Source organism: Flavobacterium sp. Sd200 (genome assembly GCF_009826935.1).
Taxonomy (GTDB): Bacteria; Bacteroidota; Bacteroidia; order Flavobacteriales; family Flavobacteriaceae; genus Flavobacterium.
Window position 1 is genome coordinate 139,637 of record NZ_WUMN01000003.1, and the last position, 17,325, is coordinate 156,961.

The window sequence follows — 17,325 nt, forward strand, 5'->3', positions numbered from 1 at the left end:
CAGATATATAGCAAAAAGCGGCTGCCTAAATTTTAGACAGCCGCTTTTGATTTTGTAAAATACTATTTTTATAAAGCTAAAGCTTCTTTAATTCGCTTAAGTGCTTCTTTAAGTATTTCTTCGCTGGTAGCATAAGAGAACCTGATACAGTTTGCATTACCAAACGCATCGCCGGTAACAGTAGCAACATTGGCGTGCTCTAAAAGATACATGCTCAGGTCATCGGCATTTTTAATTTCAACGCCCCTAAGTGTTTTTCCAAAGAAGAACGACACATCAGGGAAAACATAAAATGCACCTTCAGGAACGTTTATTTTTACACCCGGTATGTCTTTAAGCAGTCCTACAACTAAATCCCTGCGGCTGTGGAATGCGCCTACCATATCTTTAAGCACGGCAGGATCGGCATCTACAGCAGTAATGGTAGCACGCTGTGCAACACTGTTGGCTCCGCTGGTAACCTGTCCCTGCATTTTAGTACATGCTTTGGCAATAAACTCAGGTGCGCCAATGTAGCCAATTCTCCATCCTGTCATGGCAAAAGCCTTGGCCACACCGTTTACGGTAATGGTTTTTTCGAACATTCCCGGAATGGTAGCTATGCTGCAAAAGTTGCCGGAAAAATTAATATGCTCATATATTTCGTCGCTCACCACATAAATGTGTGGGTAGTTGTCTAACACGCGTGCAAGGGCGGTAAGTTCGGCTTCGTTATAAACAGACCCGCTTGGGTTACACGGAGAGCTGAACATGATAAGCTTGGTTTTAGGCGTAATAGCAGCTTCAAGCTGTTCAGGCGTAATTTTAAAATCGCTCTCTACACTTGTAGGTACTTCTACCGGGGTAGCCTCGGCCATTTTAACCATTTCGGCATAGCTTACCCAATATGGAGCAGGCAAGATACACTCGTCGCCCGGGTTTAGCAACACCTGGCATAGGTTGTAAAGCGATTGCTTAGCACCTGTAGATACTACAATGTTAGCCGGTTTATAGTCAAGGTTGTTATCTCTTTTAAACTTGCGGCAAATAGCGTCTTTAAGCTCGGCATAACCGTCTACCGGAGAGTAAGTGCTGTAGTTGTCGTGTATGGCCTGTATGGCAGCCTCTTTAATAAAATCGGGTGTATTAAAGTCCGGTTCGCCCAGGCTAAGGCTTATAATGTCTTTGCCCTGTGCCTTAAGCTCCCTGGCTTTTGCGGCCATGGCGAGTGTTTGCGATGTAGATAAGTTATTGATCCTGTCTGAAAGCGCGCTCATTTCGTGATTAATTATGTGTTATTTAGTAGCTGTTTTTGATACGAATGGCACAAATTTACACTAAAATTGTGCAGTAAATAAACTAAAAGGGTATAAAGTACTTCATTAGAGTACTTTTATATCATTTCTGTTCGTTTTGATATATGTCATCACAACAAAACTTATGGCTGTTATAATTATGGCTTAGGCTAAACATAACTGTTTGGGAGATAAATTAGAGGTGGTTTAGCTCCGGTAGGAGCGACATCTCTATAGCAAAAAATGAAGGTTTTGTTAATGAGCTTCGGAGAAGCGGCATGTGAAAAATCATTATGACGCCCCTCCGGGGCTTAATGAATAGCCTGATTTATTAGCTATAAACATATCGTCCCTCCGGGACTTTGCTGATGACACAAAAAGAAAATGATGATGTCATCGTCTTCCGAACACCTATGCTTAGGCTAAATCTAATATTAGTTTAGGGTATTTACTAATTATTGTTTTTTCTTTTATAAAGAATTATAGTTTTATAAACTACAAACAGTTCAAAAATAATTAAGATAACCTCGATAAACAGCAAAGTATTATAGAAAGGGGTAAATTGGTCATTAGCATGTGCTTGGGATGGTGTGGAAAGTGGCGGATATACTGTGGTTCCTGCCATTTCGATGAACCATTTTAACAGTTGGATAGCTCCGTAAAGGCAAAAAATCATCAAAAGGTTTACGATAGAAAAGAGGATATTAACCGTTAAATTTTTAAACCTGTAAATGATTACCCTTCCAAGGTAAACTATAAAAAAATACTGTTATACAAGTAAGTAGTAAAACATGTAAACTTTCGATAACAAAATACGTGTCGTGTATGTTTATATCTATTGTAGATTCGATGACATTAAAGCTTACGGCTGGGTTAAAAATGCTCAGTGCAGGGTCAAAAATTAGGTAGGCAACTACCAAAGTAGCTGCAAACCAAATTACTTCTTTTACACTTTTAGCCATATCTTTTAAGCCACTACAGGCTCCATACCCAGCTCTTTTAAATGCTTAAAGTGGGCGGCAATGGCACCGCGCATGGTTTTAAACTCATGGTAGGGCAGGTCGTGCTCCTGCGCCGTTTGTTTTACTATGGCTGCTATCTTGCGGTAATGAACGTGGCTGATGTTCGGGAAAATATGGTGCTCTATCTGGTGGTTTAACCCGCCTGTAAACCAGTTTACAAAACGGTTTTTAGGTGCAAAGTTAGCGGTGGTGTACAGTTGGTGTATGGCCCAGGTGTTTTCCATTTCGCCCAGTTCGTTGGGCTCAGGGTTGTCGGTTTCCTCTACAATGTGCGCCAATTGGAAAACAACGCTCAATATAAGCCCGGCCACATAGTGCATTACTGTAAAGCCTAAAAGTACCTTCCACCAGGCAATTCCGCCTATAACCATAGGCAGCACGATCCATACGGCAACATATATCATTTTGGTTACCACTAAAATTGTCCATTGCTTTACAGGGCTCTGGAACTCGCCATAGGATAATCCGCGTTTTATATAACGCCTCATTTGCCTTATGTCGGTAGTAAGTGCCCAGTTAAACGTAAGCAGCCCGTAAAGGAAAATAGAGTAATAGTGCTGAAATTTATGAAATCTGTGCCACTTGGCCGATTGGCTAAAACGTATAATGCGTCCGGCTTCGAGGTCTTCGTCGTGCCCGTGTATGTTGGTATAGGTGTGGTGCAAAACATTGTGCTGAATTTGCCAGTTGTTTACATTGCCGGCAAGCAAATACATACTGCTGCCCATAATTTTGTTAAGCCATGTTTTGCTGCTGTAAGAGCCGTGGTTGGCATCGTGCATAACATTCATGCCAATGCCTGCCATGCCCACACCCATAACAATGGTTAGCAGTAATTGTGCCCACCATGGCAGGTGCAGCGTTAGCAGCACAAAATAAGGGGCAAGATATAGCGAGAACATTACTGCGGTTTTTAGGTGCAGTTTCCAGTTGCCGGTCTTTTTTATATTATTGTCTTTAAAATAGTCATTAACGCGTTTGGTTAGCGTCCTGAAAAATTTTACCGAATCGGTTTTAGAAAAAACTGGGGTGTTAATGCTCATATTGTAAAGTGTATCAAACGATTTCAAAGATAAGTATTAAAATGCAGCCTTGGTTGTTAATACTGTAAAATATCGGGCAAATGATTACTTTTGTCAAAATTTACTTCTACCCATGCACGAAATAACCGCTCATTTTCCAAACCTTACCGAAAAGCAATTGCAGCAGTTTGCAGCCTTAAAAGACCTGTATACCGATTGGAATGCCAAGATAAATGTTATTAGCCGAAAAGATATAGATGAGCTTTACACACGCCATGTATTGCACTCTTTGGGAATAGCAAAGGTGCAGCCTTTTGAGCCGGGAACAAGCATTCTTGATGTGGGCACAGGTGGCGGATTTCCGGGTATTCCGTTGGCAATTATGTTTCCGGAGACTAATTTTTATCTTATAGATGTTATTGCCAAAAAAATAAAAGTAGTTCAGGAGGTTGCCAATGCGCTTGGGCTTAAAAATGTGCGTGCCGAACAAAAACGTGCCGAACTGGTAGATGAGGAATTTGACTTTATTGTGAGCCGTGCGGTTACCAATATGCCTGATTTTGTAAAGTGGGTGAGGGGCAAGGTAAAAAAAGACCAGAAGCACGATTTACCAAACGGTATCTTATATCTTAAAGGAGGCGACCTTTCGGAGGAGTTGAGCGTGTTCCAGAAAGTAACGCTTTATGAACTGTCTGATTATTTTAAAGACGAGTTTTTTGAGACTAAAAAGGTGGTACACCTGGCTATGAAATACAAGCCTTAATAGATTAGAAATTTGGTGATTTGCAGATTTGGTTATGTGGTAGCCCGGAACTCTAAAACTTACAACTTTGTCGCTTTCAAATCAGTATATTGTTGTACTTTTGTAGCCTGAAAAAATTAGGTAATGATTATTCAAAAAACAAGAGAACAGATAGAACTGATGCGCGAAAGTGCATTGATAGTCAGCAAAACACTTGGCATGCTTGCCACCGAAATAAAACCCGGGGTTACTACCCTTGAACTTGACCGTATTGCCGAAGAGTTTATTCGCGACCATGGTGCCGTTCCCGGCTTTAAAGGCTTGTATGGCTGTCCGTCTACACTGCTTACCAGCGTGAACGACCAGGTGGTGCACGGCCTGCCTACCAACCGCCCAATTGAAGAGGGTGATGTAGTATCGGTAGACTGTGGTGCGCTTAAAAACGAATATTATGGCGACCATGCCTATACTTTTGAGGTGGGCGACGTTGCCCCCGAAACCAAAAAACTTTTACAGATAACTAAAGAATCGCTTTATGTGGGCATCCGCGAGTTTAAGGCCGGAAACCGCGTAGAGGATATTGGCAGCGCTATTCAGCGTTTTACTGAAGCCGAAGGCTATGGTGTGGTGCGCGAGCTTGTGGGGCACGGCCTTGGTAAAAAAATGCACGAAGAGCCTAATGTGCCCAACTATGGCAAACGTGGGCGTGGCAAATTGTTTGTAGAGGGGATGGTTATCGCCATTGAACCGATGATAAACATGGGTACAAAAAATATTCGTACCCTTAAAGATGGCTGGACGATTGTTACCCGCGATGGTAAACCAAGTGCACACTTTGAACACGATGTTGCCCTTATAGACGGTAAACCCGAACTGCTGAGTACCTTTGCTTATGTATATAAAGCCCTTGGTATTGTGAGTAATGAGGAGGATGAGTTTAGGAGGGAGCCGTTGGTGGTTTAAGTTTTTAAGCTGTAACACAAAGACACAAAGACACTAATTTCACAGAGATTCGCAGAGCAGGCACAGAGATACACAGAGCTAATGGAAATAAATGATTTGACAGGGAAAATTATTGGTTTGGCAATGGAAGTACACAGGAGTTTAGGACCTGGTTTGCTCGAATCTGCTTACTGTGAGTGCCTTGCTTATGAAATACACAGTAATGGCTTATATGTTGAAAGACAAAAAGCATTGCCTATAATTTATAAAAATATAAAACTCGACCATGGATACAGAATTGATCTTTTAGTTGAAAATATGCTTGTGCTTGAGTTAAAAACCGTTGAATGTTTTACCGACGTACATTATGCGCAAATACTTACTTATTTAAAACTGGGAAATTACCTGGTAGGCCTTTTAATTAATTTTCATACTAAAATTCTGAAAGACGGAATAAAACGTTTCGCTAATTAAAAATAAACTCTGTGGATCTCTGTGTCTGCTCTGCGAATCTCCGTGAAATTTGCCATGAAGAAACTCTTTAAACTTATACTCAATACCATACCACGCCCACTACTAATACGTCTTAGTTATGTGGCGCGCCCCGTGCTTGCTTTTGCCTTAAAGGGCAGCACTTATACCGACCCAATAGACGGGCGCAGTTTTAAAAACTTTTTGCCTTATGGTTACGGGCATCAGCGCAACAATGTATTGTCGCCCAGTACGTTGAGTTTAGAAAGACACCGCCTGTTGTGGCTGTACCTAAAAAATGAGACTGACTTTTTCTCAGCACCAAAAAAAGTACTGCATTTTGCGCCGGAACAGGCATTTTACAAACTGTTCCGTAATCAGAAGAATTTGGACTATACTACTACCGACCTCTACTCACCACTGGCTGATGTTAAGGCCGATATATGTAACCTGCCGTTTAAGGATAATGAGTATGACCTGATATTGTGCAACCACGTATTAGAGCACATTCCTGATGATACTAAAGCCATGCAGGAACTGTATCGCGTACTTAAGCCGGGCGGCATGGCTATATTGCAAATTCCGCAGGATTTAAAGCGCGAAACTACTTTTGAGGATGATACCATTACCGACCCAAAAGAGCGTGCCCGTATTTTTGGGCAGTACGACCACGTGCGTGTTTATGGTCGTGATTATTTTGATAAGTTGCGCAGCATAGGTTTCAGGGTAGTGGAAGAAGACTATACCAATAAGATACCTGCTGCCGATGTAGAGCGTTTTTGCCTTGCAAAAGGGGAGATAATACCGGTTTGCTTTAAGTAGCAGAATTTTGATCGTTGAATTAGAAAATTACTGAATATTCAAATAAAGGTTCGGCAAAAATCTCATTATAAGCTATTTTGGCACTAAATATGCGTGTTATAATATATTTAGTATATTTACGGTTTACGAATAAAACACTCACAAAAAATGATACAGCCACGTAGCATTGTCCTGGCCTTATTACTATTGTTACCCTTTGGGATTTTCGCACAGCAACTGCAGGAGGTTATACCTCCTTACAATATAAAAACAGTGTCTTTTATAAAAAATGGCGAAAATTCATTTCCGTACTTCAAACTGAATGAGTCGTTTACACTTGCCTTTGACGACCTTTTTGGCAATGAGGCTAATTATTATTACACGCTAACGCATTGTGGTTACGACTGGACGCCTTCGTCTCAGCTAACGGTAAATGATTATTTGCAGGGGTTTGACAATCAGCGTATTCAGGTTTATGAAAATTCGTTTAATACCTTGCAGATCTATTCGAGGTACACCCTTACCTTCCCTAATAAATTTACACGTATATTGCTGACAGGTAATTATATGCTTAATATTCTAAACGAAGACAGGGAAGTGGTTTTTACACGCAGGTTTATTGTATATGAAGAGCAGGTTAGTGTGCCATTACAGGTAAAAAGAGCCCGTGATATGGAGTACATCCAGCAAAAACACAACATGGATTTTGCTATTAAAACCAGTGCTTTTAACTTCCAGAATCCGCTGCAAAATGTAAAGGTGGCGTTGTTCCAAAACGGACGTTTTGATAATGCCATTTATAATGTAAAACCACAATATACTATTGGTAACGACTTGATATACAAATACAATAAAGAAACCCAGTTTTGGGCCGGTAACGAGTATTTATATTTTGATAATAAAGATGTGCGCAATGCTGTAAACAATATTTTGCGCATTAATGCCAAGGATATTTATGAAACCATATTGTACACCAACGAGGCACGTGCCAACAAGCCTTACACTTTTTTCCCGGACATTAATGGAAACTTTATGGTTAAGAACATAAACCTTAGCGTTACCAACCAAAACCTGGAAAGCGACTATACATGGGTGTTTTTCAGGCTAAGTGCGCCTGCATACTATGGCAAGAACGATATTTATGTGGGTGGTATGTTTAACAACTATGCCAAGACCGACGAGTATAAACTTGACTATGACGAAAAGACTGCTACATACAACAAAGCCATAATGATGAAGCAGGGCTTTAATAATTTTATGTACATTACTGCCGATAAAAACGGCAAGGTAGACGGCGAAAATGCAGTAGACGGCAACTTCTTTCAAACCGAAGACACCTACGATATTTTTGTATATTACAGGCAAAACAACGAGCGATATGACAGGGTTATTGGCAGGGGAACAGCAAACTCTGAAGATATTATTAACTAATAACCAAAGGTTTAAATTTTATTTTGGTTTAATTTAATATTGAAGGGTGGTTGCCGAATACAATAATTTTGTATTTTTGAAACGTTAACAAAGAGAAAATGTTATGGTATCTCAAATAACAAGAGGCATTAAAATATCTGTATCTACCAGTTTTGAAGGCACTTACTTTAAAAACTACCGCATACAGTTTGCTTTTAGCTACGAGATAACTATAGAAAATCAAAGCAAAGATTCTGTACAGTTAAATACCCGCCATTGGGAAATTTACGATTCTTTAAACGATATTGAAATTGTTGACGGAGAGGGTGTTATAGGTAAAAAGCCAGTGTTAAAACCGGGCGAAAAACACACATACAGCTCAGGATGTTTACTGTCGTCTCCATTCGGGGCCATGCGAGGATATTACAGCATGGTTAACTTTACCACCACTCGCACTTTTAAAGTTGCAGTACCCACTTTTAGGTTGAGCGCACCCTTTGCACTAAATTAGATCACTTTCCTTTTTTTAATTTTTCGCCATAACAATTTGTAGCTTTTATATTACAGAAAATAATTCTCTAAGCTCAATGTATATCAAATTAGCATTTTTTTAAGCGATTATTTTCAGGCATTAAAAAGCAATTTAGGGATATCTTTAAATCAAAAAAAATCAGGTTTAATTGGTTTTGAACGCATTTGCTCAAAAATGCCCAATTTTTTAAAAAATGCCGTGTATATCACTTTACAGTTGCTTTAGTGAACGAATTGCTTCAGTAAAAATCCGGTTTTTAATTTTGGTGTAAAAGCCATGCTATTTTTACAGGTAAAGAAAATTGCAGGCAGTTTTCCGCACATAGAGGTACTTCTCTACTAAGACCATCTTTACTATTTTTTTTCACGCAAAGTCGCAGAGTCGCAAAGTTTACGACAAATAAGTACATATTTTTAAGCGACGTAAGTCGCAAAACTTTGCGACTTACGTCGCTTAAGAGAATTCTAACCGAAAAACAGCTTTGCGCCTCTGCGCCTTTGCGTGAAAAACTTTTAGGCTCGAGTATATTAATTATTGATACAAACAAAAATCCCTTCCCAACTTTCATTTTTTTTGAACGATTATTAACACGTTATCAAAGGGTTCGTATTTATTTGGGTATTAAATTTGTTATACAATTAATCATTTTAAGATTCAGAAAATCTGAAATCTTCAATCATAAATCTGAAACTAATTATGCCTTCAAAAAAAATAATCCCACCCGTACAACCCATAGAGCTAACCAAGGCAACCATTATAGATAAGTATACAGACTATTGCCTCATGAACGGGCACAAGCCCGCAACGGTATATAAATTTGCCAAAGACAATGGTTTTGAAGAGGCAGAGTTTTACAAACACTTTACCTCTTTTGACAGCCTTGAGCGTTTTTATTTTACAGAGATGTTTGCCCACGCCCTCGAAACCCTTGAAGCCTCGCCAGCCTATAACGACTTTGGCGGTGTAGAAAAACTGTCGGCATTTTACTTTACCTTTTTTGAAATAGCCACAGCCAACCGAAGCTTTGTGCTGTACACCATGAACGCGGGCGGATCGCTGCCCAAAAATCTGCTAAAGCTTAAGGAGCTTCGCAAAGAGTTTACGGCTTTTACACAGGCCGTTTTAGACAAGCCTTTTAATTTACAGCAGAGTCCGCGTGCCGATAAATTCCAACAGGACAGTCTTAAAGAAGGAGCATGGCTGCAGTTTTTATCCATCTTTAAATTCTGGATTCAGGACACTTCACCCGGATTTGAAAAGACCGATGTATTTATCGAAAAATCAGTCAAGGCATCGGCAGACCTTGTATACAACACCCCGTTGCAAAGCCTCTTTGACCTTGGCAAATTTATCTGGAAAGAAAAATTCTCTGTATGAAACGATTAGATTCTATCCCCACAAATAAGATTGACAGGGTAGCCAAACTGGTTACCACAGGTGTAAAGGTTGGGGGCAACTACCTTAAATATTATGGCAGCAAAATGGTTAATCCGGAGCTGACCAAAGACACCCTGCATCAGGAAAATGCTGCCGATATTTATGACGGACTTAAAGAACTTAAAGGCAGCGCGCTCAAAGTGGCGCAAATGCTCAGCATGGAAAAAAATCTGCTGCCGCAAAGCTATGTAGAAAAGTTTTCGCTCAGCCAGTTCTCTGTACCGCCGCTGTCGGCACCATTAGTGCTCAAAACATTCCGTAAATATTTTGGTGCCGATCCTCATGTGCTGTTCGACGAGTTTAGCCCCGATTCTATAAATGCGGCCAGCATTGGACAGGTGCACAAAGCAGCTAAAGACGGCAAGCCACTGGCTGTAAAAATACAGTATCCGGGGGTGCGCGACAGCATTAGTACCGATATCGCCATCGTAAAACCCATAGCCATACGTATGTTTAATTTGCAGGGCACGAGTGATGAGTACTTTCAGGAAATAGAAGACAAGCTAACAGAAGAGACCGATTATACATTAGAACTTGAACAAAGCGAGTTTGTTCGCAAGGCCTGCGCACAGATACCCAACATCCGCTTTCCACAGTATTACCCTAAGCTATCATGCGAAAAGATCATTACCATGGATTGGATGGAAGGCATACACCTATCGGAATATTGTAAGCAGTCCCACAGCCAGGAAGAGCGTAACTGCATTGGGCAGGCACTCTTTAACTTTTATATGTTCCAGATACACAAGCTTAAATTTTTTCATGCTGATCCGCATCCCGGAAATTTCCTTGTAGACGACCGGGGCAACCTTATTGCTATAGACTTTGGCTGCATGAAAAAAATACCTGATTCGTTTTACACGCCTTATTTTGAGCTGATAGCCAAAGGCACATTAGAGAACGAAGCATTGTTCAGGCAAAAACTAACCGAGCTCGAAGTGCTCAAGGCAGATGACAGCCCTGCTGATGCCGACTTTTTTGCGGGGCTTTTCCGCGAACTGTTGCAGGTGTTTACAAGGCCATACCAAAGCGAAACTTTTGATTTTAGCGATAAAAGCTTTACCGATGCCATTGCTGCCCTGAGCGAAAAATTTGCCAACGACAAAACCCTGCGCAAAATGAACGGCAATCGTGGCTCTAAACATTTTATCTATGTAAACCGCATGTTTTTTGGCCTGTACAGCCTGCTGGCAGATTTGGGCAGCATGATAAAAATAAACGATTATGAGAGGATAGGGTAATTTGGTAATTTGTTGATTCGGTTATTTGAAGATTTGTTGATTTGGAAATGGCAGGACATGAATTATACCAAATCTGTTTTTAGGTGTCTGATTTTTTTGCAAGAGATCCGGCATATGTAGTTGAATCATTTCTATTTGTCATAATCATTCTACAGAACACACTCTAACCCCTCTCAAGAACGGAACACTCAGATGTACTTACTCAGATCTTTAAAGATAGTCGCTTTTATCAGCAAGAGTGAAGCTATTCCCCTCTTGAGAGCTATCGTGTGAACACACATATTAAGTTGATTAATTCTGCCAAAAGTCCTCTCCCCCAACCCCTCTCCGAAGGAGAGGGGAGCCAACGGACGGGTACAGTACGGCAAAAAAAACACCGCCATATTATTGCTGGATCGTTATCAACATGTATGAGTGAAGCTCCTCCCTCCCCTTCGGGGAGGGTTGGGTGGGGACAAAAAAGATGTGTCCACACGATAGTCTTGAGAGGGGTTGGGGTGTGTCTTTTAAATTATGACATTTTTTATAGATTTGACTATATTTATTAAGGTTCTTGTAATAACTGCTTTATCCTGCTTAGTCATGGAGGGGTGATGTATTATTTTTACATACCGCTTCTACGAAGCTCTTAAACAATACAATTCTTTTCTCTATAAACATATCGCTCCTCCGGAGCTGTATATTGAAAATACATTGTTAGTCCACTAAAAAATAACACTTTGAAATTCGTGAAAATTTTTGCAATCAGTGGCTAAAACCCTCCCAAGCATATTCGCAAATTTCTTCGTACCTTTGCAGCGCAAAAAACTTTAATCCTTTAAACAATAACAACTATGCCAAAAGGAATTTTCAATGTGCCCAAAGCCGTTAACGAACCCGTTAAAAGCTATGCCCCCGGAACTAAAGAAAGGGAACAGGTACTTGCCACATTTAAAGAGCTTTACAATACTACGGTTGATGTACCAAACTATATAGGTACAGAAGAGATAAGAACCGGAAATACAAAAACCATAAACCCGCCTTTTGACCATAAAAAAGTTGTGGGCACCTACCATGAGGCCAACAAAGAGCATGTAGAGAAAGCCATAGCTGTGGCTCTTGAAGCACGCAAAAAATGGGCTGCTATGGCATGGGAACAAAGAGCCTCAATATTTTTAAAGGCTGCCGATCTTTTGGCAGGCCCTTTCCGTGCTAAAATAAACGCCGCTACCATGATAGGCCAGGCTAAAACGGTACATCAGGCCGAGATCGATTCTGCATGCGAGTTTATCGACTTTTTACGTTTTAACGTAGAGTTTATGTCGCAAATATATGCAGAGCAGCCGGTATCGTCTGAAGGTATCTGGAACCGTCTTGAGCACCGTCCGTTGGAAGGTTTCGTATATGCCATTACACCATTTAACTTTACTGCTATTGCGGGTAACCTTCCGGCATCTGCCGCACTAATGGGCAACGTAGTGGTTTGGAAACCAAGTGCATCGCAAACTTACAGTGCCAATGTTATTATGGAAGTATTTAAGCTTGCAGGATTACCTGCGGGTGTAATAAATATGGTGCACGGCGACCCGGTAATGATTACCGACACTGTTCTTGCAAGCCCTGATTTTGCGGGTATTCACTACACAGGTTCTACACACGTGTTTAACGATATATGGGCTAAAATTGGCCAAAATATAAGCAAATACAAAACCTATCCGCGCATTGTGGGCGAAACAGGAGGTAAAGATTTTGTGGTGGCTCACCCATCGGCACTTCCTGCCGCGGTGGCTACAGGCCTTAGCCGTGGTGCTTTTGAATATCAGGGACAAAAATGCTCAGCTGCATCAAGGGCATATATTGCAAGATCGATATGGCCTGCGGTTAAAGAGCATTTGGTAAACGACATCAAATCGTTCAAAACAGGTTCGCCCGAAGATCCTTCTAACTTTATATCGGCGGTTATACACGAGGCTTCTTTTGATAAGCTTGCCAAATATATAGACCAGGCCAAAGCGGCAAATGATGCAGAAATTATTGCTGGCGGTGGTTATGATAAATCTACAGGATGGTTTGTAGAGCCAACGGTTATTGTTACCACTAACCCCAACTATGAAACCCTGAGCACAGAACTTTTTGGTCCGGTACTTACCATATTTGTTTATGAAGACGACCAGTGGGCAGAAACCCTTAAGCTGGTAGACAGCACATCGCCTTATGCGCTTACAGGTGCTGTATTCAGCCAGGATCGATATGCTATAGAAGAAGCTACGAAAGCATTAGAGAACTGTGCAGGAAACTTCTATATAAACGACAAGCCAACAGGTGCTGTTGTAGGCCAGCAGCCATTTGGTGGCGCACGTGCCAGCGGAACTAACGATAAGGCAGGGTCTGTATTGAACCTGTTGCGTTGGGTATCGCCACGCACTATTAAAGAAACTTTTGTACCACCAACAGATTACAGGTATCCGTTTTTAGGATAATCTTCTGTAAAGGCGCATCGCAAGCGTCTGGTAATATTTGTAATATATAACAAAGGCTTCCAAAACAGGAAGCCTTTGTTTATTTTAGTCTCATAAATATTTATTGCACGGGAGCTGCCTCGGCTTTTTTACGTTCGGCAATAAGCTTAGTGAGCATTGTGCCATACATAGACTTTGCTACCTGTGGAGTCATGCTTTTTTGAATGGTATCAAGATATTTGATATTGATGTCGCCTGCCACTTCAGATAGCGCAACATAAGGACCAACCTCCATATTGGCGTGGTTAAGTGCAAAGTTTGCCGTGTGCAGGTATTGCCTTTTTATAAGCTTTTCCAGTTGGCTGTCTATGCTGTCCAGTTTTTTAACGTCTTTGCCTGCCTCTATGGTAAGTTTTGTAAGTTCCATTTTATCGTTTACAAATTTTTGCCTTAGTGCCGTAAACTCTTCATAAACCTTTTGGTTTTTAGAACCTGTAATTTTTGCCTTTGCAAAAAACGCGTCTTTAGAGGTGTTGATGGTTATGTTACCCGGCTCTGCAAAAAATGGCAGTTCCTGGTCTATAGATTCGCTGCTTACCCTGTCGATAACCAAATACAGCATTTGCGGAGAATCAAGCTTTAAATGGCTTTCAAACTCCGATTTTCCATCAATGTTAATAGTGTCTATGTTAACAAAAGCCGTGTCGGCATATTTTTTTATAAAAAGCCTGCCCTTTTTAAAACCTTTAATGTTTCCGGTAATGTGCACATTGGCATCGCCATGGTTTTCTTCTTTGCCACAGGCAACTATAAAGAGTAAGGCCACAAGGGCAAGAAACGTATTTTTCATGAAATGTGTTTGCGTTAAAATCGCTGCAAAGTACTAAAAATTATGTTTAGCAACTATTTCGATATATAAAATTATGTAAACAACAAAAGCGGTAGTTGTTTTAACCCCTACCGCCTGTATATCTTTAAAATTTTGTTACTCTACCAAAAGTTTCTTTATGGTTGTAATACTGTTGCTTCCTGTTATTTCTATAAAATAAGTTCCTGATGCAAATCCGGTAGTGTTTATTGTCAGCGCACCCTTAGCAGTGTTTTTAAGCGTGTAGATTGTTTTGCCTGTAAGGTCGGATATTTTTACCGTTGCAATAACGTTATTACCCTGCGGCAGAAGGTTTACACTGCCTTTAGCCGGATTGGGGTAGAGGCTGAAATTGTTTTCTGCAAAATTTTTGGCACTAAGCTGTGCACAGTTGTTATGGTTAAGAGCAGTGGTGCTAATTTCGTTTTCGGCTGTAAAGGTAATGTCGCAGGAACGGTTAGAAGGATTTAGAACCATTACTACATAACTGGTTCCGGCTGTGGCATTGGGCAGGCTAAATGCTGGCGGAAATGGATTTGTACTATTATCGCATGTTACCAATGTAGAAGGATTTAATTGATCATCACAATAAGTGCCGTTTCCATCAAAAGGTCCCCATACAGCATAATTCGTGCCGATGGCATTACCACTGGGGTCTATTTGTGCAATGGAATAGCTAAGCGTTCCGTTTTGGTTTACAGGCAGTGTAAACCACGTAGGGTTGGGTAATAAAATCAAACAGGCTACTCCCATTCCTGTACTAACCGCGCCGCCGTTATAAGTATTTGCAAACGGAACTCCTACAGAGTTACATAACGAATAAGCATTTTCGCACCGTGCCGCAACATTTTGTGCATTAAGGCATTGCCCTGCAAAAGCAAGGGTTAAAAGTAATAGTTTTTTCACAGCGTATGGGGTTTAAATTATATAATACCAAATATGTTTATATTTTAGGCTGATATTTAATTTCTCGCAAAGGCGCAGAGGCGCAAAGCTGTAAGTTTTTTTAGGTTTTTAAGCGGCTGTTAAGCCGCTAAGCTTAGCGGCTTAACAGCCGCTCGGAATTAGAATGTCACCGCTGAACTTTGCGTCTCTGCGCCTTTGCGAGACAATTTAATCAGACTGTTTTACATCAATAAATGGTATAATACATTAACATTTGTATTTATAAATACCCTAATATTTTGTTGTATAAAGTTTGTAAACTATGCTGCTTTACTCCACCAAAAGTTTCTTTACGGTTTTAATGCCGTTGATTCCTGCTATTTCTACAAAATAAGTTCCTGATGCAAACCCTGCAGTGTTTATTGTCAGCACACCTGTGGTAGTATTTTTAAGCGTGTAGATTGTTTTGCCTGTAAGGTCGGATATTTTTACCGTTGCAATAGCCGTATTCCCCTGCGACAGAATATTTACACTGCCTTTAGCCGGATTGGGGTAGAGGCTGAAACCTATAGCTTCAAATGGTTTATTGCTGGCTACATTGTCTACAAATTCTGACCGGAAAGTATTGGTAACAATAGCAGGGTTAAAGTCAAAGTAAATAGAGGCTCTGTTAGGAATAATATCGCCCACCTCATAACCGGGCATTGGCTTAATCCTAAAGTAAACATAGCCATGGCTGGCGGGTTCATCGTCTTGTTCGGCAGGTAATTGTATTTGATTAAAATGCCATTTTAAAAGATTGTTTTGCCTTTCAAAAACAAAATTGTGGCTTGAGTGCAGCATTTCTACACTACCGTAGTCAAAAAAGTTATTGAGCAAACTTTCTATCCTTGCATTCCTGGCTGGTGCAGTACCTGTATTTTGGAAACGTATGGTGTAGTACAAATAATCGCTGTCATCAAAATCATCGATCATAATTTCCGGTCCTCTCGACTCAGTAATATCGTTAGGATCATAAGAGCCTATAATGGTTTGAGTAGCTGTACTTGTATTATCTTCAGGAGTTATGTCGCCGTCTATAGTAATTTCAGCAGTAAAACTTACAAGGTCTCCAAGCGAAACATCAGGAATAACCGGCACCGTCATATTTACAAACAGAGTCCTTGTTTCAAATGGTGCCAAATCAGTAAAATCAAGATTAAAGCCCGATGGAGTAATAACAGCATCGCTGCTTGTAGTTTCGGTTACTGTAAAGCCTGGATGGGCGGTAAAATTTATGCTGCCATGCTGTACTGTTAATCCTATATTGGTATAAATGATTTTCTGTCTTAACGTAAAACCGGGCTGAGGAGCCTGGGTTGGTATAATATTTATGCGAACGTCTGTAAAGGGTTCCTCTACCGTTACCGGAAAATAAAAGGTTTCCATGCTTCCCCGTGGCTGAGGGTTTATGTTTTGATAAGAGGTGGTGCTTGTGTAATTGTTTGAATACCTCGAAGGTATTGTGTAATTCAGAGTATAACTGTTTGCAACAGTATCATCAGGTATAAAATATCTGCCATTAAAAGAGCTTATGCTTCGCGAAACTCCGGCATTATTTACTTGATACACAAAATTGCCATAAGGAAAATTCTCTTCTCCTGCATCCATAACACCGTTAGCATTATTGTCTAAAAACGCCCTCATGTTTATGCCCGAACATGCCTGAGCTGCCTGCTCGTTGGGGTTCAGCTCGGTTACACGCATGTTTGCCGGGCGATTAGAAAAATTAGTCGTCATCAGTACATAAAAAGTGCCTGCAGTAGCATTAGGAATATTTAATGTTTCTACAGCTTCAACGTTATAGCCACAGTCTACTATATTATTCTCATTTATATTTTCAGGCCCACAAATTGCCGCTGTATTTTCAAATGGCCCCCAACATATAAAATCAGTATCTACTGTCATATTGTTAGAAATAGTGCGTAGTTCCAATGAAAATTGCAGATCGCCGGACTGATTTACGGGTAAGTAAAAGTAAGTAGGATTAACTCTTGTAAACAAGCATCCGAAAGCAGGATCCTGTGGGGTTATCGTTGGTCCACCTACAGTACTTGAAAAAGGGAAACCAAATGCCCCGCAAAGCGAGTAGGCATTTTCGCAACTGCTGCCTGTGTTTTGAGAGTAACCAAATTGAGTTAATAAAAACAGTAAGGCTAATAATAATTTTTTCATTAATATGTTTTAACAGAGTATTGTAT

General features: G+C 40.5%; 14 protein-coding genes. 9 read left to right on the forward strand and 5 right to left on the reverse strand.

Annotation, left to right across the window (positions count from 1 at the left end; genetic code table 11):
- Positions 1-68: 68 nt before the first annotated feature.
- Both GR160_RS09855 and GR160_RS09860 read right to left on the reverse strand, forming a co-directional pair.
- Positions 69-1,256, reverse strand: a complete 1,188-nt coding sequence (locus GR160_RS09855; protein WP_160749711.1) for a pyridoxal phosphate-dependent aminotransferase — start codon at positions 1,254-1,256, stop codon at positions 69-71.
- A gap of 985 nt (positions 1,257-2,241) precedes the next feature.
- Positions 2,242-3,339, reverse strand: coding sequence for an acyl-CoA desaturase (locus GR160_RS09860; RefSeq protein WP_160749712.1), 1,098 nt, complete (start codon positions 3,337-3,339; stop codon positions 2,242-2,244).
- A 112-nt stretch (positions 3,340-3,451) separates the two neighbouring features.
- Between GR160_RS09860 and rsmG the strand changes: the two genes are divergently transcribed.
- From rsmG to pruA, 9 genes are all read left to right on the forward strand, one after another.
- On the forward strand, positions 3,452-4,081 hold the full coding sequence (rsmG, locus tag GR160_RS09865) for a 16S rRNA (guanine(527)-N(7))-methyltransferase RsmG (RefSeq protein ID WP_160749713.1): 630 nt from the start codon (positions 3,452-3,454) through the stop codon (positions 4,079-4,081).
- Between the two features lie 123 nt (positions 4,082-4,204).
- Entirely contained in the window at positions 4,205-5,023 is an 819-nt protein-coding gene (map, locus tag GR160_RS09870; RefSeq protein ID WP_160749714.1) for a type I methionyl aminopeptidase, read from the forward strand.
- A gap of 81 nt (positions 5,024-5,104) precedes the next feature.
- Positions 5,105-5,476, forward strand: coding sequence for a GxxExxY protein (locus GR160_RS09875; protein WP_160749715.1), 372 nt, complete (start codon positions 5,105-5,107; stop codon positions 5,474-5,476).
- Positions 5,477-5,530: 54 nt separating this feature from the next.
- Complete coding sequence (locus GR160_RS09880) at positions 5,531-6,295, forward strand: class I SAM-dependent methyltransferase (RefSeq protein ID WP_160749716.1); 765 nt, start codon at positions 5,531-5,533, stop codon at positions 6,293-6,295.
- A gap of 147 nt (positions 6,296-6,442) precedes the next feature.
- Positions 6,443-7,705 carry a DUF5103 domain-containing protein gene (locus GR160_RS09885; protein ID WP_160749717.1) on the forward strand — a complete coding sequence of 421 codons (1,263 nt, stop codon included), beginning with the start codon at positions 6,443-6,445 and terminating at the stop codon, positions 7,703-7,705.
- A gap of 103 nt (positions 7,706-7,808) precedes the next feature.
- Positions 7,809-8,195 (forward strand): Co2+/Mg2+ efflux protein ApaG, encoded by a 387-nt coding sequence (gene apaG, locus GR160_RS09890; protein WP_160749718.1) that lies wholly within the window; start codon positions 7,809-7,811, stop codon positions 8,193-8,195.
- Positions 8,196-8,912: 717 nt separating this feature from the next.
- On the forward strand, positions 8,913-9,593 hold the full coding sequence (locus GR160_RS09895) for a TetR family transcriptional regulator C-terminal domain-containing protein (protein WP_160749719.1): 681 nt from the start codon (positions 8,913-8,915) through the stop codon (positions 9,591-9,593).
- Entirely contained in the window at positions 9,590-10,894 is a 1,305-nt protein-coding gene (locus tag GR160_RS09900; RefSeq protein WP_160749720.1) for an AarF/ABC1/UbiB kinase family protein, read from the forward strand. Before GR160_RS09895 ends, GR160_RS09900 begins: the two co-directional genes overlap by 4 nt.
- An 833-nt stretch (positions 10,895-11,727) precedes the next feature.
- On the forward strand, positions 11,728-13,353 hold the full coding sequence (gene pruA / locus GR160_RS09905) for an L-glutamate gamma-semialdehyde dehydrogenase (RefSeq protein WP_160749721.1): 1,626 nt from the start codon (positions 11,728-11,730) through the stop codon (positions 13,351-13,353).
- Between the two features lie 100 nt (positions 13,354-13,453).
- Here pruA and GR160_RS09910 read toward each other — a convergent pair whose 3' ends face one another.
- The 3 genes from GR160_RS09910 to GR160_RS09920 form a co-directional block, all read right to left on the reverse strand.
- Complete coding sequence (locus GR160_RS09910; RefSeq protein ID WP_160749722.1) at positions 13,454-14,182, reverse strand: DUF4369 domain-containing protein; 729 nt, start codon at positions 14,180-14,182, stop codon at positions 13,454-13,456.
- Positions 14,183-14,317: 135 nt separating this feature from the next.
- A complete protein-coding gene (locus GR160_RS19560; protein WP_160749723.1) occupies positions 14,318-15,106 on the reverse strand; it encodes a T9SS type A sorting domain-containing protein in 789 nt (262 codons plus the stop codon).
- A 309-nt stretch (positions 15,107-15,415) separates the two neighbouring features.
- On the reverse strand, positions 15,416-17,299 hold the full coding sequence (locus GR160_RS09920) for a T9SS type A sorting domain-containing protein (protein ID WP_160749724.1): 1,884 nt from the start codon (positions 17,297-17,299) through the stop codon (positions 15,416-15,418).
- Positions 17,300-17,325: the final 26 nt, after the last annotated feature.

What these genes read in the sequence shown, in the direction of transcription:
- GR160_RS09910 (WP_160749722.1), bottom strand. Translation starts at nt 14,182, where the DNA reads ATGAAAAATACGTTTCTTGCCCTTGTGGCCTTACTCTTTATAGTTGCC.
- GR160_RS09895 (WP_160749719.1), top strand. Translation starts at nt 8,913, where the DNA reads ATGCCTTCAAAAAAAATAATCCCACCCGTACAACCCATAGAGCTAACC.
- apaG (WP_160749718.1), top strand. Translation starts at nt 7,809, where the DNA reads ATGGTATCTCAAATAACAAGAGGCATTAAAATATCTGTATCTACCAGT.
- pruA (WP_160749721.1), top strand. Translation starts at nt 11,728, where the DNA reads ATGCCAAAAGGAATTTTCAATGTGCCCAAAGCCGTTAACGAACCCGTT.
- GR160_RS09900 (WP_160749720.1), top strand. Translation starts at nt 9,590, where the DNA reads ATGAAACGATTAGATTCTATCCCCACAAATAAGATTGACAGGGTAGCC.
- GR160_RS09855 (WP_160749711.1), bottom strand. Translation starts at nt 1,256, where the DNA reads ATGAGCGCGCTTTCAGACAGGATCAATAACTTATCTACATCGCAAACA.
- GR160_RS09880 (WP_160749716.1), top strand. Translation starts at nt 5,531, where the DNA reads ATGAAGAAACTCTTTAAACTTATACTCAATACCATACCACGCCCACTA.
- GR160_RS09885 (WP_160749717.1), top strand. Translation starts at nt 6,443, where the DNA reads ATGATACAGCCACGTAGCATTGTCCTGGCCTTATTACTATTGTTACCC.
- GR160_RS09875 (WP_160749715.1), top strand. Translation starts at nt 5,105, where the DNA reads ATGGAAATAAATGATTTGACAGGGAAAATTATTGGTTTGGCAATGGAA.
- GR160_RS09920 (WP_160749724.1), bottom strand. Translation starts at nt 17,299, where the DNA reads ATGAAAAAATTATTATTAGCCTTACTGTTTTTATTAACTCAATTTGGT.
- rsmG (WP_160749713.1), top strand. Translation starts at nt 3,452, where the DNA reads ATGCACGAAATAACCGCTCATTTTCCAAACCTTACCGAAAAGCAATTG.
- GR160_RS09860 (WP_160749712.1), bottom strand. Translation starts at nt 3,339, where the DNA reads ATGAGCATTAACACCCCAGTTTTTTCTAAAACCGATTCGGTAAAATTT.
- map (WP_160749714.1), top strand. Translation starts at nt 4,205, where the DNA reads ATGATTATTCAAAAAACAAGAGAACAGATAGAACTGATGCGCGAAAGT.